The sequence below is a fragment of the Geobacillus sp. CCR genome (assembly GCF_052906625.1).
The window spans coordinates 75857-101206 of sequence record NZ_JBREBQ010000009.1 but is presented as its reverse complement, the minus strand read 5'-3'; the positions used below and the strand labels follow the sequence as shown (position 1 = coordinate 101206).

Genomic DNA, 25350 nt, shown 5'->3' with positions numbered 1-25350 from the left:
CCAACAACGTTGGACTGTTGAGGTCTTTTTCCGTTGGGTGAAGCAATATCTGAATGTCCCGACCTTGTTTGGCACGACGGAAAATGCGGTATACAACCAACTGTTTGCGGCGTTCATCGCGTATGTGTTGCTGCGATGGCTGTATGATCAAACCAAAAAACAGACGAACGTCTCTCTTTCCTTCATTTCGTTCGTTCGCCGTTTTTTCTCTGGGCAGCTTCCTCTCGATTGGAAATCCGGGATGGCCGCTGCTTTGTTTGAGTATGCCCAAATTTATGGAAGGCGTATGTATAATTTTGGATAATCAACACTCGTGTTTCCCGGCTAATAAAAGAACCTTGTTTTCCTTCAATCCATACATCCAGTTGGAATATGGGGCCACCGAGAAGATCAACCACTATGCCTAGTTCTTCGTATAATTCCCTTTTTAAAGCTTCAGCTGGGGTCTCGTTTTCTTCAATGCCCCCTCCGGGAGTAACCCATAACACTTTGTTTCCTGCCACGTCCCGAAAATCAAATTGCTGAAGAAGAATTTCGTTTCGCTCATTGATGATCACTGCTCTAGCACATTTGCGTATCCTCATCGGGCGCTCCTTTCCGAATCTATCGAGGCATCGGTTCCCCCATAGGCCCCATAGTAAGAATAGTCAGCGTTAAACTGGTCAAGCTTATTACTTTCATCAAAATAGATTAAGTAGTGCATAAATGAGCAGACTCCCCTATTTTTCGATACATAATTTCATTTTTTGTTGACTAAAACACGTTTATATCTTATAGTTAGAATAGCAAGATGTTATTTTCCCCGCTATCGTTTGGCAGGGCTGAGCTATCTTTATTTTTGACATGAGCGGTTGTGTTTTCCTTCTCCTCTATTCTAGGTTATTTGGTCCTGCTGCAATAATACTGAAAACTACATAATTTGTCAATAAAATACATACTATTCCCAATTATTCCTCTTACAATCAAATAAACAGGCATTGAAATCACCAGTGAAACGATCGACATGACCTTGTTTTCTTCATCACCCTCAATTAAGTGATTGAGTGTTCCGTCTGCCTTCAGCCGCCCTTCCGCCACAGAAAGAGATTTCTAGACATACAAAAGCAGCTTGCCAATTCAGCGGCAAGCTGCTTCTTTTTGCCTCACTGATCAAACCGTGACCGACTCTTTGGCTTGTTTCAAATGAATGTCAAAGCGGTCGGCGTTCATCACTTTCACCCATGCGTTGATAAAGTCGCGGACGAATTTTTCGCGGTTGTCGTCTTGGGCGTAAAATTCGGCGTACGAACGAAGGATCGAGTTGGCTCCGAAAATAAGGTCAACCCGGGTGGCCGTCCACCGCACTTCGCCCGTTTTCCGGTCGCGGATTTCATAAATGCCGCTGTCTGTCGGCACCCATTCATAGTTCATGTCGACTAAGTTGACAAAGAAGTCGTTCGTCAGCACCCCGATGCGGTCGGTGAAGACGCCGTGCGGCAGATCGCGATAGTTCGCGCCCAATACCCTCAGACCGCCGATGAGCACGGTCATCTCAGGTGCGGTCAACCCTAGAAGCTGCGCTTTGTCGATGAGCAGCTCTTCCGGACCGACGCTGTACTCTTTCTTTTGATAGTTGCGGAAGCCATCGGCGAACGGTTCGAGCACCGCAAAGCTCTGGACATCGGTTTGCTCTTGCGTCGCATCACCCCGTCCTGGAATAAACGGCACTTTGACATCAAAGCCGGCGTCGCGGGCTGCCTTTTCCACCGCAGCGCTGCCGCCAAGGACGATCAAGTCGGCGATGCTTACTTTTTTCGGCAGTTCGCGCTGGATGTCCTCGTAGACGGACAGCACTTTGGCGAGCCGCTCCGGTTCGTTCACTTCCCAGTCTTTTTGCGGCGCGAGACGAATGCGGGCGCCGTTGGCTCCGCCGCGCTTATCCGAGTTGCGGAACGTGCTGGCCGAGGCCCAAGCTGTTTTCACAAGTTCACTGACGGTCAGGCCCAAGTTCAAAATTTTGGCTTTGATTTCTTCAATTTCCGCTTCTGTCAATTCGTAATCGACTTCTGGAATCGGATCTTGCCAGATGAAATCTTCTTTCGGAACTTCCGGGCCGAGATATCTCGTTTTCGGTCCCATATCCCTATGGGTAAGCTTGAACCATGCCCGGGCAAACGCCTCTGCAAATTCTTCTGGATTTTGATGGAATCGGCGGGCGATTTTTTCGTATTCCGGGTCAAACCGAAGCGCCAAATCGGTCGTCATCATCATCGTCGGAACTTTTTTCGACGGATCCTCGGCATCCGGAGCCAAGTCTTTTTCATCCGGGTCGACCGCCATCCATTGCCATGCCCCGGCTGGGCTTTTCGTCAGCCACCAGTCATAGCCAAACAGCATGTCAAAGTACGACGTATCCCACTGGGTTGGCGTCGGCGTCCAAGCGCCTTCAATGCCGCTTGTGATCGTATCGCTCCCTTTCCCTTTTCCGTAAGAGCTGATCCATCCCAGCCCTTGCGCTTCAATCGGGGCGGCTTCCGGCTCGGGACCGACGTGCGTGGCAGGGCCGGCGCCGTGCGCTTTTCCGAACGTATGACCGCCGGCGATCAAGGCGACCGTTTCTTCATCGTTCATCCCCATGCGGCGGAACGTCTCGCGAATATCGCGCGCCGCTGCTTTTGGATCCGGCTTGCCGTCCGGCCCTTCTGGGTTGACGTAGATTAACCCCATTTGCACCGCGGCGAGCGGGTTTTCGAGCTCGCGATCACCGGAATAGCGTTCAGAGGCGAGCCACTCTTTTTCCGATCCCCAATAAACGTCTTCTTCCGGATGCCAGACGTCAACGCGGCCGCCGCCGAATCCAATCGTTTTTCCACCCATCGATTCAATAGCGACATTGCCCGCCAAAATGAACAAATCGGCCCAAGAGATTTTGTTCCCGTATTTCTTTTTGATCGGCCATAACAACCGCCGCGCTTTATCCAAGTTGGCGTTGTCCGGCCAGCTGTTTAACGGGGCAAAGCGCTGCGTGCCGGTCGAAGCGCCGCCGCGGCCGTCGCCGATGCGGTACGTGCCAGCTGAATGCCAGGCCATGCGGATAAACAACGGCCCGTAATGGCCATAGTCGGCCGGCCACCAGTCTTGGCTTTCCGTCATCAGTTTGCGCAAATCTTCTTTGAGCGCCCAATAGTCTAGTTTTTGAAACTCCTCAGCATAGTTGAACTCTTCATCATGAGGATTCGTTTTTCGGTCATGTTGATGGAGAATGCTTAAGTTCAGCTGGTTCGGCCACCAGTCTTTGTTCGTCGTTCGATTCGAAGACTGATTCGTTACGCTTCCGTGAAACGGACATTGGGCTGCATTCTGACGATTTTGATTTTCCATTCTCCTGTTCTCCTTTCCCTTAATTAACAAAAAATAGAAATTCCATCATTACCATTTCTAACTGTTTTGTTGCCAGTCAAAAATGATAATGATTTGTACATTAGAATTATACTAAATTTATATTTGATAGTAAATAATAAAAGATACCTTTTATTATTTTTATTTGTGTTGCTATACCAGTCCAAGGTATGCCACTATTAATTTATGTTTCAATTGATTTAGAATTCAGTTATTTTTTAATATATAAAAGACGATGGCTTGTTTCATGAAAAACGCCGCTAGCTGAAAAAGGCAAACGCAGCACTAAGAACATCGTTGACGATTCAATTGACGCTAAAAGATGCCGCTCTCCGCCCGGCGTTAGCCGTGCTTGATCCGGAGCTGACGTTTACGATGCGGAAGCCAGTGACTGCAGCAACGGGGGTGGATGCCTTGCGTCAGAAATAGCTTGATCATACGCTATTTTCTTATGAAAGTACCGCTCAACGGACAACCACTGCCTGCCGGAAAGAATATACGATGCCCTGGTATAATCGTAATAAGTATAAAAACATTTCAACCACTTACATGATATATAGTCAAAAACCGGTCATTCATCTCCTCATGAAAATGAGGGGGATTCTGACCGGTTTCTCCTAAAGCGGACACCGTTAAGAAGGGAAATAGAGCTCTACAGCCCGATGCTGGCCATAAAACCGATAACGCCTCGGGAAATCGTGTACGATCTCATAGCTTGGGTAGTCATCCAACCGAATGGACCAGCGAATGCGCCCATCTTTGATGAAAGATAGCAGACCGTCTGATCGTTCGATGCCATCAAAGAAAAACCCGTCACGCGCCACCAGCTCGTCTTCTTCATAGAAGTTGACGACAACTTGGCGATGGCGGTATTCCGTCAGCAAAGAAAGCAAGTCACCCACGTTTTCTCTCTCCCTTACACGTGATTAGATCGGCCAAAATAGATGAAGGAGAAACAAACCGGCAAACAGCAAGGCAGAGACAAGATGAAACGTTCTTCTCCACCCTGACGCTTTTTGCCGCCGAAGGACACCTGCAAACAAGGTGATGGCCAACATCGCGAGGCTTGCATAACCGGTCACCAGTTTCCCATGGCCAAAACCGATCACCGCTCCGAGTTTCCATGCCATCACCACTCCGTGAAAGACAATCAAGCTCGTTCCGACAACCGCGAGCGGGATGTGGGCTTTCATCATGCTTCTTGCTATCCGCGCTAACGTGACTTTGACCTTCCGGATTTTTGTTTTGCGGATGACAAGGAAGATAAAATACATATTGACATTGACCAAAAACAGCAGCACCGCCACTTGTGCCAGCCATTTTCCTGCCAGCACCGCAGCTGAGTCGTTCGGGCGAAACAGCCAGATATAAACCGCCGTGCCGATCACCAACAGCGCATTAATGATCATCCAAACATAGTGGGCCATACATCCTCCATGGTTGTTCCGTTTACCATCCATTTTACCCCAAAAAACCATCCCGTCGGAGTGAGGATCATCACACCACAAACGCAGGGGCACTTCCAATACCTAGGTGCTTCCCCTCATTGACGGAAAGCCGTAGGCCGACTTTTTCACTCAACCAAAGCCAATCGGTTCATCCCATGTCGAAGAGAGCGACGCTCTGCCTGAGATGAACCGATGGCTACTTTGTCACCAGGGCTCGATTGTCCATAACCGTTTGTCTCTAAATGGTGCCGCGGCATCTAAACTCGACGGCGGGCATCGTCTTTCGCTTGTTATAACACTAGATATACCCCGATTCCCGCCGCTAGCACAAGGGCCAACCCGGCATAAATCAACACTAGGCGGGTGAGATTGCCTTTGGTTGCTGATGTGTACTGTTCGTCCCCCCGCCCCGACAGCGCGAGCGTGCCGATGAGGCCTGCAAGCATCACGACAGCCGCGGCAATTAGTAAGATCGTCAACGTTCTTCCCCCTCTTTCGTTTGCCTGTCGGATGAAAGCGGCTCAACACCTATCTGCAAGGCGCGGGCGCCAAACTTCGCCCGCAGCTGTTCAACCGTTTTCCAAAGCGGTTCCATTTTCGCCTCCTCTTCATAATGAAACAAATCGAGCTGCTTCACGGCCCCGGTCCGGTCAAACACATGGAGCGCAGCGACGCCAAGAAGACGCACCGGACGGCCGTCCCAATGCTTTTGGAACAACCGTGCAGCATAGGAAAAGATTTCTTCGCCGTCCGATAACGGCTCGATCCCAGTTTGGCTGCGGGTGATCGTGTGAAAATCGTGGTAGCGAATGGTCAGTTGAACGGTTCGCGAGGCAACCCGCTTTTCGTTCATCCGGGCGCCGACCGATTCGGCCAGCTGGCGCAAGACAGCGAGCAGTTTCTGTTCTTCCTCGATATCGTACGGCAGCGTTGTTGAGTGTCCGATCAATTTTCGTTTTTCCGCCGCCACTGGATCAACCGGACGCGGGTCGATGCCGTTCGCTTTCTCTTGAAGGCGCAAACCATAGATGCCAAACGTCTGACGAAGACGCTCGCGGTCAGCTTTGGCAAGATCGCCGATCGTATGGAGGCCAAGCGCATGCAGCTTCTTCGCTGTTTTGTCGCCGACGCCATGCATGTGTTCGACCGGAAGCGGCCATAGCACGCGCGGGACATCGCGTTTGCGCAGCACGGTGATGCCAAGCGGCTTTTTCATGTCGCTTGCCATTTTCGCCAAAAACTTATTCGGGGCGATGCCAATACTCACCGGAATCGACAACCGCTCAAGCAGTTCTTGTTGGATATGGTGCGCCAAAGCGAGCGGGTGAACCGTTGGCGTCCGCCCGGTCATGTCCAAATAGCCTTCATCAATGGAGGCGCGCTCCAATACGGGCGAGAAACGCTGTAAGCATTGAAACAAGCGACGGCTTACTTCGCGGTATAACGCGAAATCCGGCGGCCGCACGACGAGCGATGGACAGCGTTTTTTCGCTTCCCAAAGCGGCATCGTCGTATAGATGCCAAACTGTTGTTTCGCTACATAGCTGGCCGCCAGCACAATTCCTTTCCGCTCTTTCGGGTCTCCTGCCACAACGACCGGTTTTTTCTGAAGCGATGGATCACGGACGATCTCACAGCTAGCGAAAAACGAATTGGCGTCTACATGAAAAATGATCCGCCCATGCGATTCGCGCTCCGTTTGCATCTTTCTTCCCTTCTTTTCTTTCGTTGTTTCCTATTTTAGCAGATCATTTGTTCGTTGGGAACAACTCAGGTCGCTTTCAAGGCGGCAAAAGCGATTTGTTTGCGGGGCGGAAACCGTTCCGCCGCTTCGCTTTCGCCTGTTGCAGGCTCGCTCTTCCATGTACTCCAGCCCATATACAGCCAAAAAAGAATGCCAGCCCCCATCACGGCTGTTCTCAGCCAAGCGGAACCAAGCCAAACGAGCGAGACGCCCAAAATGGCGAGGAAAATCAACAACGTATCACACAACGACGCCGTCAGCACCGCCGGCAAGGCATGCCGCCAACGCCGCTGGACTGCTCCTTGGGTCAAAATGAACACGTTTTGCATCCCCAATGGCAAAATGAGTCCAAACGCAAGGATAAGCCCGTGAAGAAAGGCCTTCATCATGTTTGGTTCCTCCTTTTCCCTTGCAGCCAGCGATAGATTGAAGCCGCATCCTCTTCATCCATATCGACGACGCGCGCGCGGGTGCCAAGCGGCATAACAGCGGCGGAAATCGTGGCTAATCGTTTTCGCTGTTGCCACCACGTCGCCGCCACCTCAACCGCTTGCAGGCGATGTTTCAACATGTATGTGGTCGTTTGGCGGAACCAGCCGCTGCGGAGTGTTAACTGCCTTGAAGAAAGCGCCCAGCCGGCCGCTTGATAGCGCCGCGCCCCGATCCACAGAGCAAGCGGCAGCACAAACAAAAGCCCTGCTCCCCATGGACGCTCCATATACGCGGCAACTCCAACCGGAATCGTCAACCAATAAAGCGGGCGAAGCATATATCGACTTTTTGCACGCTGAGGAAGCGGACAAAATGGCACATCGAGGCGATACTCGGGCAAACAAGCCTGAACAATGGGGACGATGCGATGCTTTTTGACCAGCGGGCAAAGAACGACTTCCCCTGACGGTCCGCCATCGAGCGCTCCGCCGGCATGAATAATGGATACAGAGGCGTATCCGAAAAAACGGCGCAGCCAATTCTCATGAATAACGACGCCTTGGACGCGGTCAACAGGGACGGACACCGCTCTTCGTTCCAACCATCCGCGAGCAATCACAATCGTGTCTTCTTGTTTCCGCACGACAAACGAAGCGTACCGGATCATATTTTGCACGATGGCCACTCCATAGGCGGCCAAGAGAATCGACAAGATCAATAGAGCAATATACCATCGTCCATGTCCGTTCCATGTCGACTGAATATCACGGACAAGCGCCTCATACGGAATGAAGTCGCTAAATTGCGACAAAAACGCACATAAAGCGGCGACCACGCCAAGCGCCCCACCGCTTGTCAACGAAGCGACCCATACTTCTTTCATCGATAAGGTAAACAGAATAGGATGTGGGCGGTTCGCGAGTGGCTCCGGATGGGAAGCGTTTTCCGCCTTGTGTTTCGCCTGTTCCACGCATCGTTGCAGGCGGCGGGCTTCTTCCCTTGATATGGCCCGAAGCGTCACTTCTGCTTCACCGAGGGCATCGCCCGCCGTCTCAATATGCACTTGGACGACCCCCGCCATCCGCTGCCAGATTCCCTCTGTCACCGAAATCCCATGAATGCGCTCCAACGGAATGGAACGTTTTTTGCGAACAAACACCCCTTCTTCAACGACCAAGCAAGTGTCATCCCACTCATATGTAAAACGAAGCCAAGAAAGAACGCCCATGACCAGCGTGTAAATGAGGGCGGCCAACGGCACAAGAATATCGGTCCATGAAAACCCATGGCGACTGCCGGCTGCCATGATGACTAGAAGAGGAACGACCATATTTTTTAACTTCCCTCCGAAAGAAGTCTCCTACTTCTAAACGTGAAGGTGCGCCAGCACCAGTGAAAGTGGGAGATGAATTTCGGTTGGCGTTAGCCAACGAATATGATAGAATATGGCTAGAACGGACACCTTCGGAACGAAGGGAAGCGTAAAGGGTTCTTGTGTGTGGCTTACCGTTCAGCGAACACACACAAGTCGCTTGAAGCCCCCAGCTCTAAGCGAAGCGTAGGTGGTGGGTAGTTCACTTCTTTTCCTAGCCCGGCCATAATGGCAATCGGATGGAGGCGGCGTCTTGCTTTACGCGTCATTGTCATCCGCCACCTTCGCCCACTCCGCAATCAAGCGGCAAAGCCGTTCTGCTTCTTCCATCGGAAGAGCGGGAATTTCATGAGCGGCCGCCGCTGTGAACACCGCAATGGAAGCCAACCCGTACCGCTTAAGGAGCGGGCCTTGCCGCACATCGACGTACTGAACGCGGGTCATCGGAATGAGCGTTCGCTTCGTGGACCAGACCCCGCGCTGAATGTCGATTTCTTCTTCGCGAATAGCGTAACGCCAACGGCGCTGGCGAAGCACAGGCACCCATCCCACCCATAGAACCACTTCAATCAACCAGATGCCGGCTAACATCCCCAAACACCATTTCGGGACATGAAAGCGCGCCAGCACCCACGCCATTCCGCCAATGACGGCGCCAGAAACCAATGTCCCCAACGCTCCGGTCCAACGCCACACGGTGATGGCTTTTTCCGAAATCGGTTTACCGCTGTTGCGAAGCATCCTACCAATCTCCTTTTGGCGAGTTCAAAATCTGTTTCCAGTATAACAAAACATTTCCACATTAACGACATGTTTTTTGCGAAACATTGACAGAAAAACAAAACGATTATATTCTAAAACTATCTTTTTTGCTTAATTGCATAAAAGCATAAAAGCAAAAAAGCACATCATGAAATGAACTTCGTGTGAGAAAGGTTGTTGCTGTATGGAACATTCCCGCCCCTCATTGCAAAAAGGACTATTGCCCCGCCACGTTCAGCTGATCGCGTTAGGAGGGATGATCGGCACCGGCATTTTTAAAGGAAGCGCCGAGGCCATTCATATCGCCGGACCAAGCGTCGTGCTCACGTACTTGATCGGCGGCGTGCTGTTGTTTTGGATTATGGCTGCACTGGCCGAGATGGCGATCGCGTATCCGGGTTCGAACGTTCAACATTTGATCCGCCGGGCGTTTGGCTTTCGCCTGTCATGGATCGTCGGCTGGCTGTATTGGATCAATTGGACGTTGGTCACTGTTGTCGAACTGCTGGCTGCCGGCAGCTTTCTGAACTATTGGGTTCCGTCTGCGCCGTTATGGCTGCTTGCCCTCCTGTGCGCGTGTCTGATCATGGGGTTGAATCTTTTCCCTGTGAAGTATTACGGGGAAGCGGAATTTTGGCTGGCTGGCCTGAAAGTGGCGGCGCTAGTGGTGTTTATCGTGCTCGGGGCGTGCGTATGGGCTGGCGTGATCCCAAGCGGCATAAGCGGCTCGTTTCCGTCTGCCGGCGACGGCGGATGGTTTCCGCACGGGTTTGCCGGAACGCTCAGCGCCTTGCTTATCGTGATGTTTTCCTATGGCGGAGCGGAGCTGATCGGGGTGGCGGTGACGGAGATGAAAGACGCCGAGCAGGTGCTGCCGCGCGTCATTCGCACCACAATCTGGCGGGTTGTCGGCTTTTATCTTTTGCCAATGGCCATCATTTGCGGCATTATGCCATGGAACACCGTTTCGGAAACGAACAGCCCCTTTGTCCAAGTGTTGGAAGCGATCGGGTTGCCCGGCGCGGCCCATGTCATGAACGCGGTGTTGCTCATTGCCGTCTTATCGGCGGCCAATACAGGCGTCTATGCGACTTCTCGGTTGCTGTACACCATGGCTGAACAAGGAGAAGCAAGCCGCCGCTTGCAGCGGACGACGAAACACGGGGTTCCGCTGTACGGGATGGGCATGGTCGCCATCTGCATCGCCGCTGGCGTGATCGGCGCCTACTTGGCGCCCGGGCGGATCATCGGGGAATTGATGACGATTCCTGGGTTTACCGTGCTCATCGTTTGGATGATGATCGGCGCCGCTCAGCTGAAGCTGCGGCCGCACTACAAAACGAAGCCGTTTTTCCGAACGAAAGGGTTTCCGTACACAACGATGGCGGCGGTCGGGGCGCTCGGGGCGATTTGGCTTGGCTTTTTGCTTCAAAGAGAGCATCGAATCGGTTCGCTTCTCTGCGTGGCCGTCTTGGTTCTCTTATTCATCTATTCCACTGTCAAAGAAAAGCAGCATCAAGCAACAAAAGCGCCCGGGCGAACGGCGTAACCAAACCGCCTCTTTTCGCTCGGGCGACAGCTAGAGACGGGCGTCCTTTCATCATAGACGGCGCCCGTCTTCCTTTTTTCGTGTCCAACCGTTCCCACGATATTCGTCCCATGCCCGCCAGGCCATGGTCGCCATGCCGAGCGCGAGAATCAGCGCCTGTCCGTCCATCCGGTGTTCCGTCCATAAGTGATGCCCTGCCGCTCCGATGCCGTAAAGCACCCAAACCACTGAAAACCACATAACTCCCAACCAAAATCTCCGCATCGTTTCTCCCTTTCTTTCTCCCGTTTTCCCGATCGCTCCGTAAGACTCAGGCGAAGCCGCCTATATTGTCTATTTTTTGAAAAAATAGGGGGTTTTCGTATAATTATACCACAATTTTCACAAATGAGCCGAAAAAAAACAAGCCATTCCCCTATGCTCCAAGGGAAATGGCTGCGCGTTTTGCGGAAACACCGATGATGATTCGTTAGTTGGCCGGCGACAGCTCGTCTTCGGTCACCCATTTGTGGTTGGTCACTTTTTGACCAGTTTCCGTATCGATGTAATCGACCATATACACCGTCGTTTGTTTCGCCGAATCAATGACTGCTTTGGCCCCTTTCATCCCTTCCATGTGATCGGCATTCAAGACGACTTCATCGCCCGGCTGGAACGGTTTGTCTCCGGCGTTTTCGATTTCTTCGTGAATGACCCATTTATGGTTTTTCACTGGGTCCCCGCCTGTAGTTGGGGTGTATGTGACCGTATAGACGATCGTGTCAAAGGCACCGGTGACAGTCGCCTTGGCTCCATCCATTCCCGGCATATGGTCGGCATGGATGATGACTTGGCTTCCAATCGGATACTTTGGTTGTTTCGCCTCCTTCAATCCAGCCGGCACCTCTCCTGAACCCGAGTGGTTCATTCCCTCATGACCGGTGTGAGAAGCCGTATTTTCCTTTGGCGCTTTGTTGTCGTTGGCACCGGTGCAGGCGGATAGCAAGAGCGCTGCCATAACTGAAGTTGTTCCCAATAACATTTTCCAGTTTTTCATCGTTTTCACCCTCCTTGCCTTGTTAGCATACCGGACATTTGTGCAGATTTTGTGGAGATGGCCTTGGATTTGCCGCTAAAGGCCGTATGGCGCCTAGGCTGACTGTCCTTTTGGGCGGGGGCTGTTTCACCCCGCTGCTTTTTGCCCTATCTTTCGCCAGACGAACCACAAAAGAACGATCGATGCAACAGCGAGCATCAGTTTGCCCGCCCAGGCGGCCTCGAGGAATTGATGGACGGCATACGCTTCCATCCATAAAGCCGGGAGCTTGCCGAGCGAGCTAGCCGTTGCAAACACGAGAAGAGACGTGCGGCCGATGGCAGCAACGAACGTCACCGCCCCGGATGGCACAAACGGCAACAGTCGAAGCGCGAAAATAAGCCCAAACGCCTCCTTGCCACTTGCATGAAGCAACGGCTTCACCTTGGGATGGGAAAGCCATGTCGTCTCGCTCCATCGGCGAAGTCCTTTTCGATACAAGACAAACGAGACGACCGCTCCGAGCGCCTCGCCGGCAAACGACACCCAAAAGCCGGGCCAAAATCCGAAAACGGTCAAATTGGCGGCAGTTAAAAAGGCGCTTGGGACGACTCCGAGCACGCTGATCACCACATTGCAGGCTAGACTCAAGAAGTACGCCGCTCCGCCGTATGCTTGAAGGAACTCAATCATCCGTTCTTCCATTTGGCCCAAACGCCTCTCTTTCCGAAAATGGTTATGACTTGCGCCCTTCCCATTTGTAGCCGACGCCCCAGACCGTCTGCAAATATTCGTCCGCTGGGAACCCCGCTTTACGCAATTTTTCGCGGATGTTTTTCATGTGGGAGTCAACGGTCCTCTCTTCCGTATCAGCGAGATAGCCCCATAGCGATGCGATGATTTGCCCTCGGCTGAACACCTGATTCGGGTGCTTTAACAGCAGTCCCAAAATGGCAAATTCTTTCGGCGTCAACGCAATCGGCTTATCTTCGTAGCGGACCGTATGTTCCTCTTCGTCCCATACAAGCCCGGCCGCGCGAATGGCGGAACGACCGCCGGCTGTACGGCGCAGCACCGCTTCAATGCGAGCAAGCAGTTCCGCCTCGTCAAACGGTTTCGTCACATAATCGTCCGCTCCGATTTTCAATCCTTGGACAATATCCGCCGTCTCATCGCGAGCGGTGACCATCATGATCGGCACATTCGAAAACGATCGAATGCGGCGGCACGTTTCCCATCCGTCGAGTTCTGGCATCATGACATCAAGCAGCACCAAATCGGCATGATGGCGCCGCAAATAGTCAATGGCTTCCGCCCCCGAACGCCGTTTCACGCAGCGGTAGCCGTTCGGCGCTAAATACAATTCCAATAAATCGAGCATCCGCTCTTCATCATCAACCAACAGCAAGGTATACATCATTATCCCTCCGGCAGCGTAATGAGGATGGTCGTTCCTTTTCCTTGTTCGCTTCGAGCAGCGATCGTTCCCCCGTGCGCCTCGACGATTTCTTTGGCAATCGCCAAACCGAGTCCGGTCCCGCCGCTTGTCCGCGACCGCGATTTGTCAACCCGATAAAACCGCTCGAAAATCCGGGGCACATCTTCCGGCGGAATGCCGGTTCCTTCATCGGATACGGCAATGACGATTCCTTGCTTTTGAAGGTGAACGGCGACGGCCACCGTCGTGCCAGAAAACGCGTACTTTCGTGCATTGTCAAGCACATTGATCATCACTTGCTCGAACCGCTGCCGATCAATCGCAGCCATGACCGAACCGGGGCACTGGCACACAAGCGACAACGATTTTTCCTGAAACGCGGGGCGCAGTTTTTCACACAATTTTGTCAAAAACGAACAAAGATTTGTCGGTTGCTTTTCAATCTGGAACGAGTGTTGCTCCAGTTTGGCTAATTCAAACAAATCTTTGACCATCTTTTCGATCTTTTCCGCTTCTTCGTAAATGATCGCCATATAGTTCGCCCGTTGTTCCTCAGACAGATGCGGACGTCGGGCAATGTCGGCGTATCCTTTCACATACGTCAGCGGCGTGCGCAATTCATGAGAGATGCTCGCTAAAAATTCGCTCCGCTCTTGTTTCAAATACGCCAAATCATTGGCCAGCGTTTGAATCGCTCTCCCGAGTTGCGCCAGCTCGTCGTTGCCTTTCATCTCGAGGCGGACGGAAAAATCCCCCCGGCTGAGCGCCTCGGTCGCCTGTTTCATGCGAAGGAGCGGCATCGTAATGGCGCGGGAGAAAAAGGCGATGGTCAACACGGTGATCGCCACCGACAGCACGCCAACGACGATAAAATGATGCTTCAGTTTATACACCATCGTCCGGATCGAGCGGGTGTCTTGAAACATATACACATATCCTCTTGTTTCACCCCTGATTTGAATCGGGCTGACGGCGGCGATATGCGACGCCCGCTTCCAGTCGGTTTCGACCATCATTCCCCGGCGGGGAATATGGCGACCGTTCGTTAAAGGAATGATGCGCTTGGCAAACGGAACAATGCCGCTAGACGCCGATACAATCCGGCGCCGGGCGTCCGTAATGGCGACATCGGTTTCCGCCTCTGATTCCATCATCACGACATGCGCCAACGTCGTTCGATCGTAATTTTTTTCCAATACATTGCGATGGCTGTTTCCCCGCGCCAGAAGCTGCGCGAATTCTTCCTCGATGCGCGCATGGACGAGCGTAGCGTAGAGGGAAACGAACAGCACCATTTCAATGGCCAAGACAAAGGCAAAAAACAGCATGCCGAGTTTCCATGACAGTTTTCGCACGGATTCCTCTCCTCATCCATCAAGTCCGAGTGTCATTTCAATTTTACTATTTTATTTGGCAAATGTGCAGAAAGTGTGGAGATGCAGCTTTGCGCCACGCCAAGGCGTCTTGTCCCGCCAAGGAGACAAACCTTGACGGATGCGTCTTTTTCCTTCTTCCTTTATACTTAAGAAGCAGACTGTGCTCATGTAGAGACGACAGAAAGGGGTTTATCGATGAAATCGCTCGTGTTAGCGGAAAAGCCGAGCGTCGCCCGCGACATCGCCCGCGTGCTCGGCTGCAAGCAAGCACATAAACATTATTTTGAAGGAAAGCAGCACATTGTCACCTGGGCGCTCGGCCATTTAGTGGAGCTGAAGATGCCGGAAGACTACGACCGAAAATACGAAACATGGCGGCTGGAGGACTTGCCGATCATCCCAAAGAAAATGGGCTTGAAAGTCATTCGGCAAACAAGCCACCAGTTTCGCGCCATTGAACGGTTGGCGAAACGACCGGATGTGAAAGATGTCATCATCGCGACCGACGCGGGCCGCGAGGGGGAACTGGTGGCGCGCTGGATTTTAGAGATGATCGGTTGGACGAAGCCGATTTGGCGGCTATGGATTTCGTCGCAAACCGACCGCGCCATCCGCGACGGCTTCCGCCAACTCAAGCCCGGGGTGCAGTTTGAACGCCTGTATCAATCGGCCGTCTGCCGCGCGGAAGCCGACTGGCTGATTGGGTTAAACGTCTCGCGCGCCTTGACGACCAAATACAACGATCCGCTCTCAGCCGGGCGGGTGCAGACGCCGACGCTTGCGATGATCATCGAGCGCGAACGCGAGATCCAATCGTTCGTTCCCGTGCCATATTGGACAATTCGGGCCAAGATCGGGTCCATCACAGCCGTATGGGAGCGGCATGGCGGACATCGTCTGTTTGACCAAGACGAGGCCAACCGGCTGATGACTCGTCTCAAAGGCCAGCCGGCGCGCGTCACATCGATCAAACGGAAACGAAAAAGCGAGCCCGCCCCGCTGCCGTATGACTTGACCGAACTGCAGCGGGACGCAAACAAGCGGTTTGGCTTTTCGGCGAAAAAGACGCTCTCGGTGTTGCAGCGACTGTACGAACAACACAAGCTTGTCACGTACCCGCGCACCGATTCGCGTTATTTGCCAAGCGATATGGAAGCGACGATGACCGAGCGGTTGTTGGCGATGAAATCCGGTTATGAGGACGTCATCGCTCCGCTCCTTGCCAAAGGCAAAGCCAAAGCAGCCAAGCGGGTATTTAACGATGACAAAGTAACCGATCATCACGCCATCGTTCCAACGGATGAGCGGCTCAACCTTAGCAGGCTGTCCACTGATGAGCGCAAGCTGTATGATCTCATCGCCCGCCGTTTTTTGGCGCTTTTCTACCCGCCGCATGAATCCGAAACGACGACAGCCGTCTTTGACATCGGCGGCGAAACGTTTGTCGCCAAGGAGACGGCGGTTGTCAACGCCGGATTTCAAGCCGTTCTCAGCAAAGAAGACAACAAGGCCCAACCAACGTTGTTGCATCTCGCGGAAGGCCAGACGCTCCCATCAGTGCAACTTGAGCTGGAACAATCGTTCACGGAACCGCCTGCCCGTTATTCGGAAGCTGATTTGCTCGCGCAAATGGAGAAATACGGGCTCGGCACGCCGGCGACAAGAGCGGACATCATCGAACGGCTGGTTGAAACCGAAGTGGTCGAGCGAAAAGACGGACGGTTTTATCCGACAAAAAAAGGGAAACAGCTGATTGAGCTCGTCAATGAAGAGCTGAAATCGCCGGAATTGACCGCCCGCTGGGAGCGGGAGCTGGAGGCGATCGCCCGCGGGAAAGGAAATCCACAACAATTTTTGGCCAACATCCGCCGGCAAACGCAGCAGCTCGTTGCCGAAATTAAGCAAAGCGAGCAGGTATACAAAGCGCCAAACCTCACGAATCTGACGTGTCCAGAATGCGGCGCGCTTTTAAAAGAGCGGAAAACGAAAGACGGACGGATGCTTGTCTGCTCGAACTTACAATGCCGCTACCGCCGCCGGCGCGACCCGAAACTGTCGAACCGCCGCTGTCCGCAATGCCACCGGCGCATGGAAATGCATGAAGGAAAGGCAGGACTTTATTTCCAATGCCGCCCGTGCAATATTGTCGAAAAAGCGGACGAGACCAAACGCATCGCCGCCAAAGGCAGCGAACGGGCGCTTCTCAAAAAATACAGCGCGTCGAACGAATCGTTTGGGGTCAGTTTAGGAGAGCTGTTCAAGCAGGCATTGAGCCAAAAAGAGGAATGAGACTACTGCACGGCGCTGGGGGCTCATGCCCCTGGCGGTTTCTTTTTCATCTTTGAATCTGAAACCTCCCTCTCATTGCCTCGTATATATAGATAAATCTATCGCAAAGGAGCGATCACGATGTTGAAAAAATGGCTAAAATCCCTTTTCGGCCATCCCCATCATCCGTCGCACTACCATAAACATTACAGCAGCAGCGACCACCATTATTACAACCCAACGTATCACTCGCATCACCACCCGTCCCAGTATGGGCACCATCACTACAAAAAGAAACATCATAGCGGCAGCTTCTTCTCAAGCTTTTTCGGCAGCTGATGAAACGGTTTTTTGAACGCCATCCGTTCGTCTCCCGCTGGGTTGATCGGCCGCATCGGGGCGGGAAGGTGCTTTTGGGCCGCTATGAAATCATCGAAGAGCTTGGGATGGGAAGCTACGGCATCGCCTATAAAGGGCGCGACCTCCATACCAAGCGGTTTGTCGTCGTCAAGCAGGCGCGGCGGACAAAAGGAGAAGACGGCCGCCGCTTGCTTCAGCGCGAAGCGGATCTGCTTGCCCGTTTGCGCCACCCGCAAATTCCGAGGCTGTATGATCGGTTTGTGGAGCGCGGACAGCCGCATCTCGTGATGGAGTACATCGAAGGAGAAACCGTGGAAGACTTGATCTTCAAACGGGGAGTCACGTATACGGAACAGGCAGCGTTCCAGCTGCTGCGCGACGTGTTGATGGTCGTGTGCCACCTGCATACTTTGGGGATTGTCCACCGCGATTTGCGCATCCCGAACATCATCTGGCGCAATGGAACGGTGTTTGTCATCGACTTCGGCTTGGCCTGCCGCATCGGGGAATCGGTGGATGTGCGCGATGACGATCCAGTGGAAAAGCGACTGCGGCGCGAACCGCATCCACGAAGCGATTTCTATGCCCTTGGACACTTCACCTTGTTTTTATTGTATTCTGCCTATGAACCGATAAGTGACGAGGAAAAAAGCTGGGAAGAAGAACTTGACTTATCCTCGAACGCCCGCAGGATCTTGCGGAAAATGCTGCAGCTGGATGCGCCGTATGACCATGTTGACGAGTTGATCGACGACGTGGATCAGTTGCTCGCAGAACCCATCCGGAATCAAGCAGGGGCGCTTTGACGTTTGATCGCACCGCTCCCCGACCAACCCACCCCTTTTCCCCATTTGGAAAGGGGGGGCTGTTTCATTTGAGGCGAAGTGAAAACAAAATACGCCCTGTCTCCCGCTGATGGAGAAACAGGGCGCAACGCTCTTTCGGCACTGCCACTCGCTTATTTTCCTTGGAACACCGGGCTCCGTTTCTCTTTAAACGCCGTCACCCCTTCGCGATGGTCTTCGGTTTCCACCATCAACCCTTGAACGAGACGCTCTTCTTCGAGAATCTCCTCGAGTGTCGCGGTCAGCGCGTGTTCAATCAGCCGTTTTTGTTTTCCGATGGCTTTCGTGGGCCCACCCGCCAGCTTCGAGGCGAGCGATTCTGTCGCCTCGCGCAGTTTCTCAGCTGGGACGACCTCGCTTAGGACGCCCAATTCATACAGGCGACGGGCTGAAATCGGATCGGCGGTGAAGAAAAACTGTTTCGCCAAATGCGGACCGACAAGCCGCGGCAGCCAATACGACCCGCCGCCGTCCGAGACAAGGCCAACTTTCGCAAAGCTCAAAATGAATTGACTGTCTTCGGCCGCGAGGATCACATCGCAAGCCAGCGCCAAATTGAACCCAGCTCCGGCCGCCACGCCGTGCACGGCGGCCATGATCGGTTTCTCGCATGATTTCATCGCCAAAATGAGCCGGTTGAGTCGGCCGATATGCTCATACGCCTGCGGGGCGCTCGACTGACCCATCGTTTTCACATCCCCGCCGGCGCAAAACGCCCGCCCAGCGCCGGATAAGACGATGACGCGGACGGCATCATCCGCCGCGGCGCGTTCGATTTCATCCGTCAGTCCGGCAATCATCTCCGGGCTGAAGGCATTGAGCCGCTCCGGGCGATTCAGCGTCAACCATAATACAGAACCGGATTGTTCCACAAGCAAATGCGAGGTTTCCATATTCCTTTCCTCTCCTTTTCCATTTTGGACTTTTCAGTTTCATTTGATGAGCCATCCGCCATCGACCAACACATCAGAGCCGGTCATGTACGACGCTTCCGAAGAGGCAAGAAACGCAATGACGTTGGCGATCTCTTCCGGCGCTCCCACCCGGCCTAAGGCGGTGTTGCGCTCGATGGCTTTCACAAACCGCTCGTTTTGCAGTCCGCGCTCGGTAAGCGGCGTCTCGACAAAACCGGGCGAGACGGAATTGACGCGGATGCCATACGGCGCCAGCTCCAAAGCGAGCGACTTCGTCAAGTTAATCACGCCGGCTTTGGCGGCGCTGTAATGCGGAATTTCCGCCCCGGCCTGATGGCCGGACAATGACGCTACGTTCACAATCGCCCGATTGGCGCGCTCGCGTTTTGCCCCTTCGATCATCAGCGGAGCGAGCGTTTGCGAGACAAGAAAGACGCTTTTCATATTGACGCGCTGCACATCATCCCACTCTTGTTCGGTGAGCTCGAGCCATTTCGTATGGGTCGAAATGCCGGCATTGTTGACGAGCACATGCAAGTCGCCGTACCGATTTTGGACGTATGCGGCCAAGGCGCGCACTTGTTCGCGGTCCGTGACATCGGCCGCAAACCGATCGGCCACCCCTGGCACCCCAAGACGCGTGATGTCTTGCACCGTTTCTTCCAGTTTGACGGCTGTGCGGCCGACAAGCACGACAGTCGCCCCTTCCTGAGCCAGGCGGACGGCCGTCGCCCGGCCAATGCCGCTTCCCCCTCCAGTAATCACAGCGACGGTATTGGCAAAACGCATCGTTTCCTCTCCCCTCTCGTTTGTGCGACCTTTGTTTTCATCCGTTGCCCCGTATCAGCCGTCCGACGTCTAAAACGTCAGCCCGCCGCCGTCGACCGACAATGTCGCGCCGGTGATAAACGACGCTTCATCGGACGCCAAAAACAACACCGCGTTCGCCACTTCCTCTGGCGTCCCGATGCGGCCGAGGGCGTTCGCTTTCGAAATGATCGGCCATTTGCGCTCATCTTGTTTCCACGGCGTGATGATGTTCGTATCAATGACCCCCGGTGCAATGGCATTGACGCGAATGTTAAACTTCCCATATTCCAATGCCGCATTTTTCGTCAACAAAATCACCCCGGCCTTCGAGGCGTTGTAGGCCGATTCGTACTTTTTCCCTTTGATTCCAAGCAGGCTCGATGTGTTGACAATGGCCCCGCCACCGCATTGCTTCATCACGGGCACCGCGTATTTGATGCCAAGGAACACTCCTTTCAAATTAACGTTGATGACCCGGTCCCACTCTTCTTCAGACAAGTCGGTGCTCCGCACTTCCGAATGGCCGATGCCGGCATTGTTAAAGAGAATATGTAGGCCGCCAAAGGCATCAACCGCCGTTTGGACAAGGCGGCTCACTTGCTTGGAATCGGCTACGTCCGTTTGGACAAAAATCGCCTCCCCTCCTTTTTCCCGAATCAGGCGGACCGTTTCTTCCCCTCCTTCCTCATTGATGTCGCTCACCGCCACTTTGGCGCCTTCTTCCGCAAAGCGAATCGCCGTCGCCCGGCCGATGCCGCTCGCGCCGCCGGTGACAATCGCCGCTTTTCCTTTTAGCCTCATGATCTTCCCACCTTTCGATCCGCTTCTGAATCCGTTTTCAACAGACGATATACCAACCGGTTAGTATGTTGTTTCTTTTATTATACATCACATTTAGAATATTTTAAACATTTTTATACCCCTAATCGGAAAAGCCTGCACTTCCAAACAAAGACGAAGCCAACGGCAATCGAGCCTGCTTCCCCTCCTAACGCGTCTCCTTCCTTCAATGAACACCATGCCGTTCAGGAAAAAAGAGGAGCCTCGGTTTTGGCTCCTCGTTCATTCATCGATGAGGTCAGCGGCGCTGCCGGCGGTTCGGCCTTCATCAGCTCCCCTGTCCTGAAATTTGGAAAAAGAACGATCGACACACGGAATCCAATGACTGCAACCGCTCGATCAGCCCCTGCAAATCGCACGTATGGAGCGTATCGCTCAGTTCGCGGCCTTCCTCCGTCACCAAGTACAAGTGAATTTCCATGCATCCGTCCCAGCGGACGTTGGCGTCAAGCCAGCCATCTTCGCTCTCAAGCTCCAGCCCCACCGTCTCCCCTTGGTCATTTTCGTGTTTTGTTTTGATGACCCATACCATCCTTCGTTCCGCCCTTTCCTGTTCGCCGCCTCACTCTTGTTGTTCCGCTCCGATTCCTGACACCGGGGAGCCAGTGGACGTATGTTCATTCACCCAACGGAGTGCCGCGTCCACCACTGCATCGGCGTCAGAAAGCTGGGTGCGGTGCTCAATGATCCAATTGAGCCCGTCTTGCGGATCAAGGTCATGTTGTAAACATTCCACCAAAAATGACTGGACACATGCCGCATCGCTCCGCTCCCACGCTCCGCACTGGCGGCGCCAAATCGCTTCGATCGCATCTTTCCCGAACTGCATTGAGTTCCTTCCCTCCTGTTGCCCATATTGTCATCCATAGTATGCCTACAACAGATGACAGGGCTCCACAAAAGAAATTGGCGGGAAAGGATTTGATTTCCATTTATACGGCCTCCATCAATGGCCATACTGAGAATATGGAGGTGTTGATTCATGAGAGAGCCTTGGGAAGAACGCGGCGCCACTTCCAGCCTGCCGCGCTATACCCCGGGAATTGGCGTTCCCGATGAAATGAGCCCGATTCGCGACATCGCCCGCGGTTTTGAAAACGGTCGGCCGCCGGTCATGGAAGTCACGCCAGCTGACAGCCGCCAAACGGCGGATGATATTGATTTTCCGCCGGTTGACCGCGCGTTTTGAAAAAGTGGCAACAAGGGCGTCCTTGTTCGGTGGCCCTTGTTGCTCGGCTTCCGTTTTCTTCCTCTGCCATCGCCGTGCACTCGATTGGCGGCATGACCGGGTCGTTTTGGCCATATACATAGCCATATAGACCATTCCCATGGAGGGACAGCCGTTGCCGATTGAGCTTCCGGACATCACGGCCATTTGCCCGGATCCAGCCGTAGAGCATGTGTTTTCTTCCATTCACCAACGGTGGGAACAATTGGTCAAAACAAGCTCGCCTTACTCCAAAGGAGAACTGTTTTCCCTTCCGTTTCCATACGTCGTTCCCGGCGGGGTGTACCAGCAGCTCTTTTACTGGGACAGCTATTTCATTATATTGGGACTGAACATTTCAAGGCTGCACGAACTCGCCCGCAACATCGTCAACAACTTCTTTTACGAGTTGAAAACGTTTGGAATCATTCCAAACAGTTCCGAACTGGCCCACTTAAGCCGTTCCCAGCCTCCGTTATTGACGTCGATGATCGAGGAGGTATGGCGCGGAGACAAAGAGTGGCTCCGCTCCGCTTACGAATGGGCCAAAATCGAATACAAAGAAGTCTGGATGGACGAAACCACTCACTATCATCCCCAGATCGGCCTCAATAAATATTACGATCGGCTTGAGTCGATGCTGCGGGTAAAGGGGGAGGCGTATCTCCATTTTGACGAAATGTATATCCCGCCTGCGTTTTGGCATGAAAGGGTCGAGGCGGAGTCCGGTTGGGACTATACAGGCCGTTTTCACCGGCAATGCGGCTATTTCATTCCGGTGGATCTCAACGCTTTGCTTTATAAGTACGAAACCGATTTAGCGGCGTTTGCCCGCCTTTTAGCTTTAAACGGCGAAGCGGAACAATGGGAGCAGGCGGCTAAGCGGCGAAAAGACTTGATGAATCAATATTTATGGAACGAGTCGTTTGGCATGTATTTTGATTTTCATTTCCTCAACGGGCGGCAGCACTGCTATTATTCGTTGGCTGCTTTTTATCCGTTATGGGCTCGGGCGGCCTCTAAACAGCAAGCAGCGAAAGTCGTCCGGCATTTACCTTTGTTCCTTCAACCCGGCGGATTGGCTGCCTCCAATGTCCAAACCGGATTTCAATGGGATTTTCCGAACGGCTGGGCCCCGCTTCACTGGATTGTCATCAAAGGGTTGCAAAACTACGGCTATGACCTTGAAGCGCAAGAGATCGCCCGGCGATGGATTCGGCTTTGCACCAAAGTGTATTTGGAAACTGGCAACATGTACGAAAAATATAATGTGGTCGACATGAGCATCCGCACCATCGGCCGCTACCCTTCGCAAAAAGGGTTCGGCTGGACCAATGCGGTCTATCAAAAAATAGCGGTTGACCTTCTTGGGTGCACGGTATGTTGAGGCAGTCGGCCTAGGAACGGCTGCCAACGGCCGCCCTACCGATGGACGGACACCCACGGCCGGCCGTCTTCCCAATGAACGCGGATCGGAAGGCGAAACGCTTCTGAAAGCCGCTCGTCGGTTAACACTTCCTCTTTTTGGCCAGCCGCAAGGATGCGCCCGTCTTGCAAAAGCAAGACATGGGTAATGGAGTCGACGATTTCTTCGATATAATGGGTGACGTATAAGAGATGGCACGGCTGAGTGACGATCTGTCCGATCAATGCTAAAATTTCTTCGCGGGCCAATAAGTCAAGGCCGACCGTCGGCTCGTCCAAAATGAGCAGCTTCGGATTCGCCATCAACGCTCGGGCGATCAATGTTTTTCGCTTTTCTCCTTGCGACAACGTTGCGTACCGCTTTTCTTGGACAGCTTCGAGGCGGAAAGACTCGATTAACGATTGCGCTTTGGACCGATCGTCCTCAGTGACGGCATCGTACAGGCCAATCGTCGCAAACTTGCCGCTGATGATGACATCTTCAACCGTTTCCGTTTGCAGCGTGTCGTGAAATTGATCAAGGAGCGCGCTGCTGACAAACCCGATGTGCCGGCGCAACTCCGGCAGACTCGCCTGTCCAAACCGATAGCCTAATACTTCCACCTCACCGCGCGTCGGGTACTGATAGCCGGTGACGATATTGAGAAGCGATGTTTTCCCGGAGCCGTTTAGTCCAAGAATCGCCCATTGCTCGCCTTCTTTCACCTCCCAGTTGATATCACGCAAAATCATGCGCCCTCCTCTTGCCCATGACACATCGCGCATGCGGATGATGACGGTCATTGTTCCTCTCCCCTTTGTCGTTCGTATGGACGGTCCTGATAGAAAAAGTTGGGCAACATGGTCGTGTTGTCATAAGTTCGGTGAAAAATGTGCGTTGTTGCCGGAGAAAGAGGCGGAATCAGCCATGTCCAATCGCCGGTGACATGGCGGCCGGCTGCTTTCTCTTGCTGTTCAAACAACTGAAATTGGCGCGCGGCGGTATGATGGTCCACGATGCTGACGCCCGCCTTTTTGTAGGAATACAAAACCGCGATATTCAATTCGACCAACGCCTTGTCTTTCCATAATGATGCGTTGGAGTTAGTGTCAAGCCCCATACAAAAGGCCACTTTCGGAAGCATGTTGTAGCGATAATCATCGGCAAAATTGCGGGCTCCAATCTCCGTACCCATGTACCACCCGTTAAACGGTGCTGCCATATAGCGAATGCCGCCAATTTCTAGACACATATCTGAAATAATCGGGACCGCGTACCATTTTAACTGCAGATCGCGAAACCACGGAAACTCCGGATGTTCAATTGGCACCTCAAGCACCAATTCTTTAGGGATCGGTGTCCAAACAGGCTTCTGGCTGCCTACCTGGATCACCAAGGGCAACACGTCAAAAGGCGTTTTTTCCCCCTTCCACCCAAGCTGTTCACAGGCGCGGGTGAACGTGAGGGAGGATGAGTCGCCGATGATCCCTTCTTCGGTTTCATAACCGGCATAACGAATCAGTTGATGATTCCAAATGCGCACTTCCCCATTTGGACGGAAGATCGTGATCGTCGGCCGGATTTTCCCGCCATTGGTCGCAAACTCAATATGATGGAATAGATACGAAAACACCTCATCCTCGGTGACCGCTTCTCGCGCATCGATGACATGGAGCGATTGCCAAAACAAGCGGCCGATGCAGCGGTTGCTGTGGCGCCAAGCCATCTTCGCCCCATAGCTTAACTCTTCGTACGTATGGCGGTACGTGCCGGTTTGTTCCACTTCCCAACGGATTTCGTTCAACCGCCGCCTCATTTCTTGCTCACTTTTTCCAAGCTCCCGATAGCTGGCCATGATAAACTGTTTCGCTTTTGTCATCAACTGCTCATCTTGCTGTCTGAGCTTATCGCTCTCGATCGTTACCATATATGCTTCTTTTTCCTCCACTTCGCCGTCATTCCAATTCCAATCAAGAGGCAAATGCCCCCGACCCACCACATTTGCTCGATAAACATCGAAATCGCCAAAAAAAGGAATGCAACACCAAGCAGTCGACGGATCGACACAATTCTCTCCCCTTTTCCCCGCCATTCGTTCTCTCATCTCGCAAAACGAGAAGCATGCATCCTACGGGGCCATTGAACAGGAAGCAACGCTCTCGTCCTTATTGTAGCAGATGCTTCCAA

29 protein-coding genes and 1 pseudogene are annotated in these 25350 nt (G+C 53.1%); 8 read left to right on the top strand and 22 right to left on the bottom strand.

Features of this window, described 5'->3' with window-relative positions; all coding sequences use genetic code 11:
• Window positions 1-304: transposase (locus ACVBDQ_RS06910; RefSeq protein WP_446663119.1), on the top strand; the 304-nt coding region annotated here is incomplete at its 5' end.
• A 13-nt stretch (window positions 305-317) separates the two neighbouring features.
• Here ACVBDQ_RS06910 and ACVBDQ_RS06905 read toward each other — a convergent pair.
• Together ACVBDQ_RS06905 and katG are read right to left on the bottom strand one after the other, a co-directional pair.
• Window positions 318-584 (bottom strand): annotated as a pseudogene (locus ACVBDQ_RS06905) (NUDIX domain-containing protein); the annotation flags it as partial.
• Between the two features lie 565 nt (window positions 585-1149).
• Complete coding sequence (gene katG, locus ACVBDQ_RS06900) at window positions 1150-3360, bottom strand: catalase/peroxidase HPI (RefSeq protein WP_429879219.1); 2211 nt, start codon at window positions 3358-3360, stop codon at window positions 1150-1152.
• A 315-nt stretch (window positions 3361-3675) separates the two neighbouring features.
• Here katG and ACVBDQ_RS06895 point away from each other — a divergent pair, with 315 nt between their 5' ends.
• Window positions 3676-3807 (top strand): iron-containing alcohol dehydrogenase, encoded by a 132-nt coding sequence (locus ACVBDQ_RS06895; RefSeq protein WP_023634322.1) that lies wholly within the window; start codon window positions 3676-3678, stop codon window positions 3805-3807.
• A gap of 203 nt (window positions 3808-4010) precedes the next feature.
• Here ACVBDQ_RS06895 and ACVBDQ_RS06890 read toward each other — a convergent pair whose 3' ends face one another.
• The 8 genes from ACVBDQ_RS06890 to ACVBDQ_RS06855 all read right to left on the bottom strand — a co-directional run bounded on the left by ACVBDQ_RS06890 (window position 4011) and on the right by ACVBDQ_RS06855 (window position 9115).
• Entirely contained in the window at window positions 4011-4280 is a 270-nt protein-coding gene (locus ACVBDQ_RS06890) for a hypothetical protein (RefSeq protein ID WP_014195798.1), read from the bottom strand.
• 24 nt (window positions 4281-4304) lie between these two features.
• Entirely contained in the window at window positions 4305-4805 is a 501-nt protein-coding gene (locus ACVBDQ_RS06885) for a hypothetical protein (protein WP_014195797.1), read from the bottom strand.
• 311 nt (window positions 4806-5116) lie between these two features.
• Window positions 5117-5305 carry a hypothetical protein gene (locus tag ACVBDQ_RS06880; RefSeq protein ID WP_429879218.1) on the bottom strand — a complete coding sequence of 63 codons (189 nt, stop codon included), beginning with the start codon at window positions 5303-5305 and terminating at the stop codon, window positions 5117-5119.
• The gene (locus tag ACVBDQ_RS06875) at window positions 5302-6531 is read right to left on the bottom strand and encodes a DNA polymerase IV (RefSeq protein ID WP_429879217.1); all 1230 of its coding nucleotides are present in this window, start codon (window positions 6529-6531) and stop codon (window positions 5302-5304) included. Before ACVBDQ_RS06875 ends, ACVBDQ_RS06880 begins: the two co-directional genes overlap by 4 nt.
• 65 nt (window positions 6532-6596) lie before the next feature.
• Window positions 6597-6959, bottom strand: a complete 363-nt coding sequence (locus tag ACVBDQ_RS06870; RefSeq protein ID WP_014195795.1) for a LysE/ArgO family amino acid transporter — start codon at window positions 6957-6959, stop codon at window positions 6597-6599.
• Entirely contained in the window at window positions 6956-8332 is a 1377-nt protein-coding gene (locus ACVBDQ_RS06865; RefSeq protein ID WP_446663118.1) for a PH domain-containing protein, read from the bottom strand. Before ACVBDQ_RS06865 ends, ACVBDQ_RS06870 begins: the two co-directional genes overlap by 4 nt.
• Before the next feature lie 173 nt (window positions 8333-8505).
• Window positions 8506-8643: a hypothetical protein gene (locus ACVBDQ_RS06860; protein WP_429879215.1), complete on the bottom strand. Its 138-nt coding sequence runs from the start codon at window positions 8641-8643 to the stop codon at window positions 8506-8508.
• Window positions 8633-9115, bottom strand: coding sequence for a PH domain-containing protein (locus ACVBDQ_RS06855; RefSeq protein ID WP_429879214.1), 483 nt, complete (start codon window positions 9113-9115; stop codon window positions 8633-8635). Before ACVBDQ_RS06855 ends, ACVBDQ_RS06860 begins: the two co-directional genes overlap by 11 nt.
• A gap of 205 nt (window positions 9116-9320) precedes the next feature.
• Here ACVBDQ_RS06855 and ACVBDQ_RS06850 point away from each other — a divergent pair, with 205 nt between their 5' ends.
• Complete coding sequence (locus ACVBDQ_RS06850; protein ID WP_042381153.1) at window positions 9321-10685, top strand: amino acid permease; 1365 nt, start codon at window positions 9321-9323, stop codon at window positions 10683-10685.
• Window positions 10686-10736: 51 nt separating this feature from the next.
• On the opposite strand, the gene ACVBDQ_RS06845 is transcribed toward ACVBDQ_RS06850, so the two are convergent.
• The 5 genes from ACVBDQ_RS06845 to ACVBDQ_RS06825 all read right to left on the bottom strand — a co-directional run bounded on the left by ACVBDQ_RS06845 (window position 10737) and on the right by ACVBDQ_RS06825 (window position 14493).
• Window positions 10737-10925 carry a hypothetical protein gene (locus ACVBDQ_RS06845; protein WP_231847818.1) on the bottom strand — a complete coding sequence of 63 codons (189 nt, stop codon included), beginning with the start codon at window positions 10923-10925 and terminating at the stop codon, window positions 10737-10739.
• Window positions 10926-11154: 229 nt separating this feature from the next.
• On the bottom strand, window positions 11155-11721 hold the full coding sequence (locus tag ACVBDQ_RS06840) for a YdhK family protein (RefSeq protein WP_277391998.1): 567 nt from the start codon (window positions 11719-11721) through the stop codon (window positions 11155-11157).
• A gap of 126 nt (window positions 11722-11847) precedes the next feature.
• Window positions 11848-12405, bottom strand: coding sequence for a TVP38/TMEM64 family protein (locus ACVBDQ_RS06835; protein WP_429879213.1), 558 nt, complete (start codon window positions 12403-12405; stop codon window positions 11848-11850).
• 31 nt (window positions 12406-12436) lie between these two features.
• On the bottom strand, window positions 12437-13117 hold the full coding sequence (locus tag ACVBDQ_RS06830) for a response regulator transcription factor (RefSeq protein WP_011231185.1): 681 nt from the start codon (window positions 13115-13117) through the stop codon (window positions 12437-12439).
• A gap of 2 nt (window positions 13118-13119) precedes the next feature.
• Complete coding sequence (locus ACVBDQ_RS06825; protein ID WP_044744309.1) at window positions 13120-14493, bottom strand: sensor histidine kinase; 1374 nt, start codon at window positions 14491-14493, stop codon at window positions 13120-13122.
• Window positions 14494-14709: 216 nt separating this feature from the next.
• On the opposite strand from ACVBDQ_RS06825, the gene ACVBDQ_RS06820 reads away from it, so the two are divergent.
• The 3 genes from ACVBDQ_RS06820 (at window position 14710) to ACVBDQ_RS06810 (ending at window position 17948) form a co-directional block, all read left to right on the top strand.
• Window positions 14710-16803, top strand: coding sequence for a DNA topoisomerase III (locus ACVBDQ_RS06820; protein WP_011231183.1), 2094 nt, complete (start codon window positions 14710-14712; stop codon window positions 16801-16803).
• A gap of 120 nt (window positions 16804-16923) precedes the next feature.
• Entirely contained in the window at window positions 16924-17121 is a 198-nt protein-coding gene (locus tag ACVBDQ_RS06815; protein WP_011231182.1) for a hypothetical protein, read from the top strand.
• The gene (locus ACVBDQ_RS06810) at window positions 17121-17948 is read left to right on the top strand and encodes a serine/threonine protein kinase (protein WP_021321385.1); all 828 of its coding nucleotides are present in this window, start codon (window positions 17121-17123) and stop codon (window positions 17946-17948) included. The genes ACVBDQ_RS06815 and ACVBDQ_RS06810 overlap by 1 nt, the downstream gene beginning before the upstream one ends.
• 152 nt (window positions 17949-18100) lie before the next feature.
• On the opposite strand, the gene ACVBDQ_RS06805 is transcribed toward ACVBDQ_RS06810, so the two are convergent.
• The 5 genes from ACVBDQ_RS06805 to ACVBDQ_RS06785 form a co-directional block, all read right to left on the bottom strand.
• A complete protein-coding gene (locus ACVBDQ_RS06805; RefSeq protein ID WP_011231180.1) occupies window positions 18101-18880 on the bottom strand; it encodes an enoyl-CoA hydratase/isomerase family protein in 780 nt (259 codons plus the stop codon).
• Between the two features lie 39 nt (window positions 18881-18919).
• On the bottom strand, window positions 18920-19690 hold the full coding sequence (locus ACVBDQ_RS06800; protein ID WP_014195784.1) for an SDR family NAD(P)-dependent oxidoreductase: 771 nt from the start codon (window positions 19688-19690) through the stop codon (window positions 18920-18922).
• Between the two features lie 69 nt (window positions 19691-19759).
• Complete coding sequence (locus tag ACVBDQ_RS06795; protein WP_011231178.1) at window positions 19760-20512, bottom strand: SDR family NAD(P)-dependent oxidoreductase; 753 nt, start codon at window positions 20510-20512, stop codon at window positions 19760-19762.
• 307 nt (window positions 20513-20819) lie between these two features.
• The gene (locus tag ACVBDQ_RS06790; protein ID WP_011231177.1) at window positions 20820-21083 is read right to left on the bottom strand and encodes a hypothetical protein; all 264 of its coding nucleotides are present in this window, start codon (window positions 21081-21083) and stop codon (window positions 20820-20822) included.
• A gap of 30 nt (window positions 21084-21113) precedes the next feature.
• Window positions 21114-21380 (bottom strand): hypothetical protein, encoded by a 267-nt coding sequence (locus ACVBDQ_RS06785; protein ID WP_011231176.1) that lies wholly within the window; start codon window positions 21378-21380, stop codon window positions 21114-21116.
• Between the two features lie 153 nt (window positions 21381-21533).
• On the opposite strand from ACVBDQ_RS06785, the gene ACVBDQ_RS06780 reads away from it, so the two are divergent.
• Together ACVBDQ_RS06780 and ACVBDQ_RS06775 are read left to right on the top strand one after the other, a co-directional pair.
• Window positions 21534-21740 carry a hypothetical protein gene (locus ACVBDQ_RS06780; protein ID WP_011231175.1) on the top strand — a complete coding sequence of 69 codons (207 nt, stop codon included), beginning with the start codon at window positions 21534-21536 and terminating at the stop codon, window positions 21738-21740.
• A 154-nt stretch (window positions 21741-21894) separates the two neighbouring features.
• The gene (locus ACVBDQ_RS06775) at window positions 21895-23145 is read left to right on the top strand and encodes a trehalase family glycosidase (protein ID WP_014195782.1); all 1251 of its coding nucleotides are present in this window, start codon (window positions 21895-21897) and stop codon (window positions 23143-23145) included.
• A gap of 35 nt (window positions 23146-23180) precedes the next feature.
• Here ACVBDQ_RS06775 and ACVBDQ_RS06770 read toward each other — a convergent pair whose 3' ends face one another.
• On the bottom strand, window positions 23181-23966 hold the full coding sequence (locus tag ACVBDQ_RS06770; protein WP_014195781.1) for an ABC transporter ATP-binding protein: 786 nt from the start codon (window positions 23964-23966) through the stop codon (window positions 23181-23183).
• Complete coding sequence (locus ACVBDQ_RS06765) at window positions 23963-25090, bottom strand: nitric oxide synthase oxygenase (RefSeq protein WP_212744051.1); 1128 nt, start codon at window positions 25088-25090, stop codon at window positions 23963-23965. The genes ACVBDQ_RS06770 and ACVBDQ_RS06765 overlap by 4 nt, the downstream gene beginning before the upstream one ends.
• Window positions 25091-25350 lie beyond the last annotated feature (260 nt).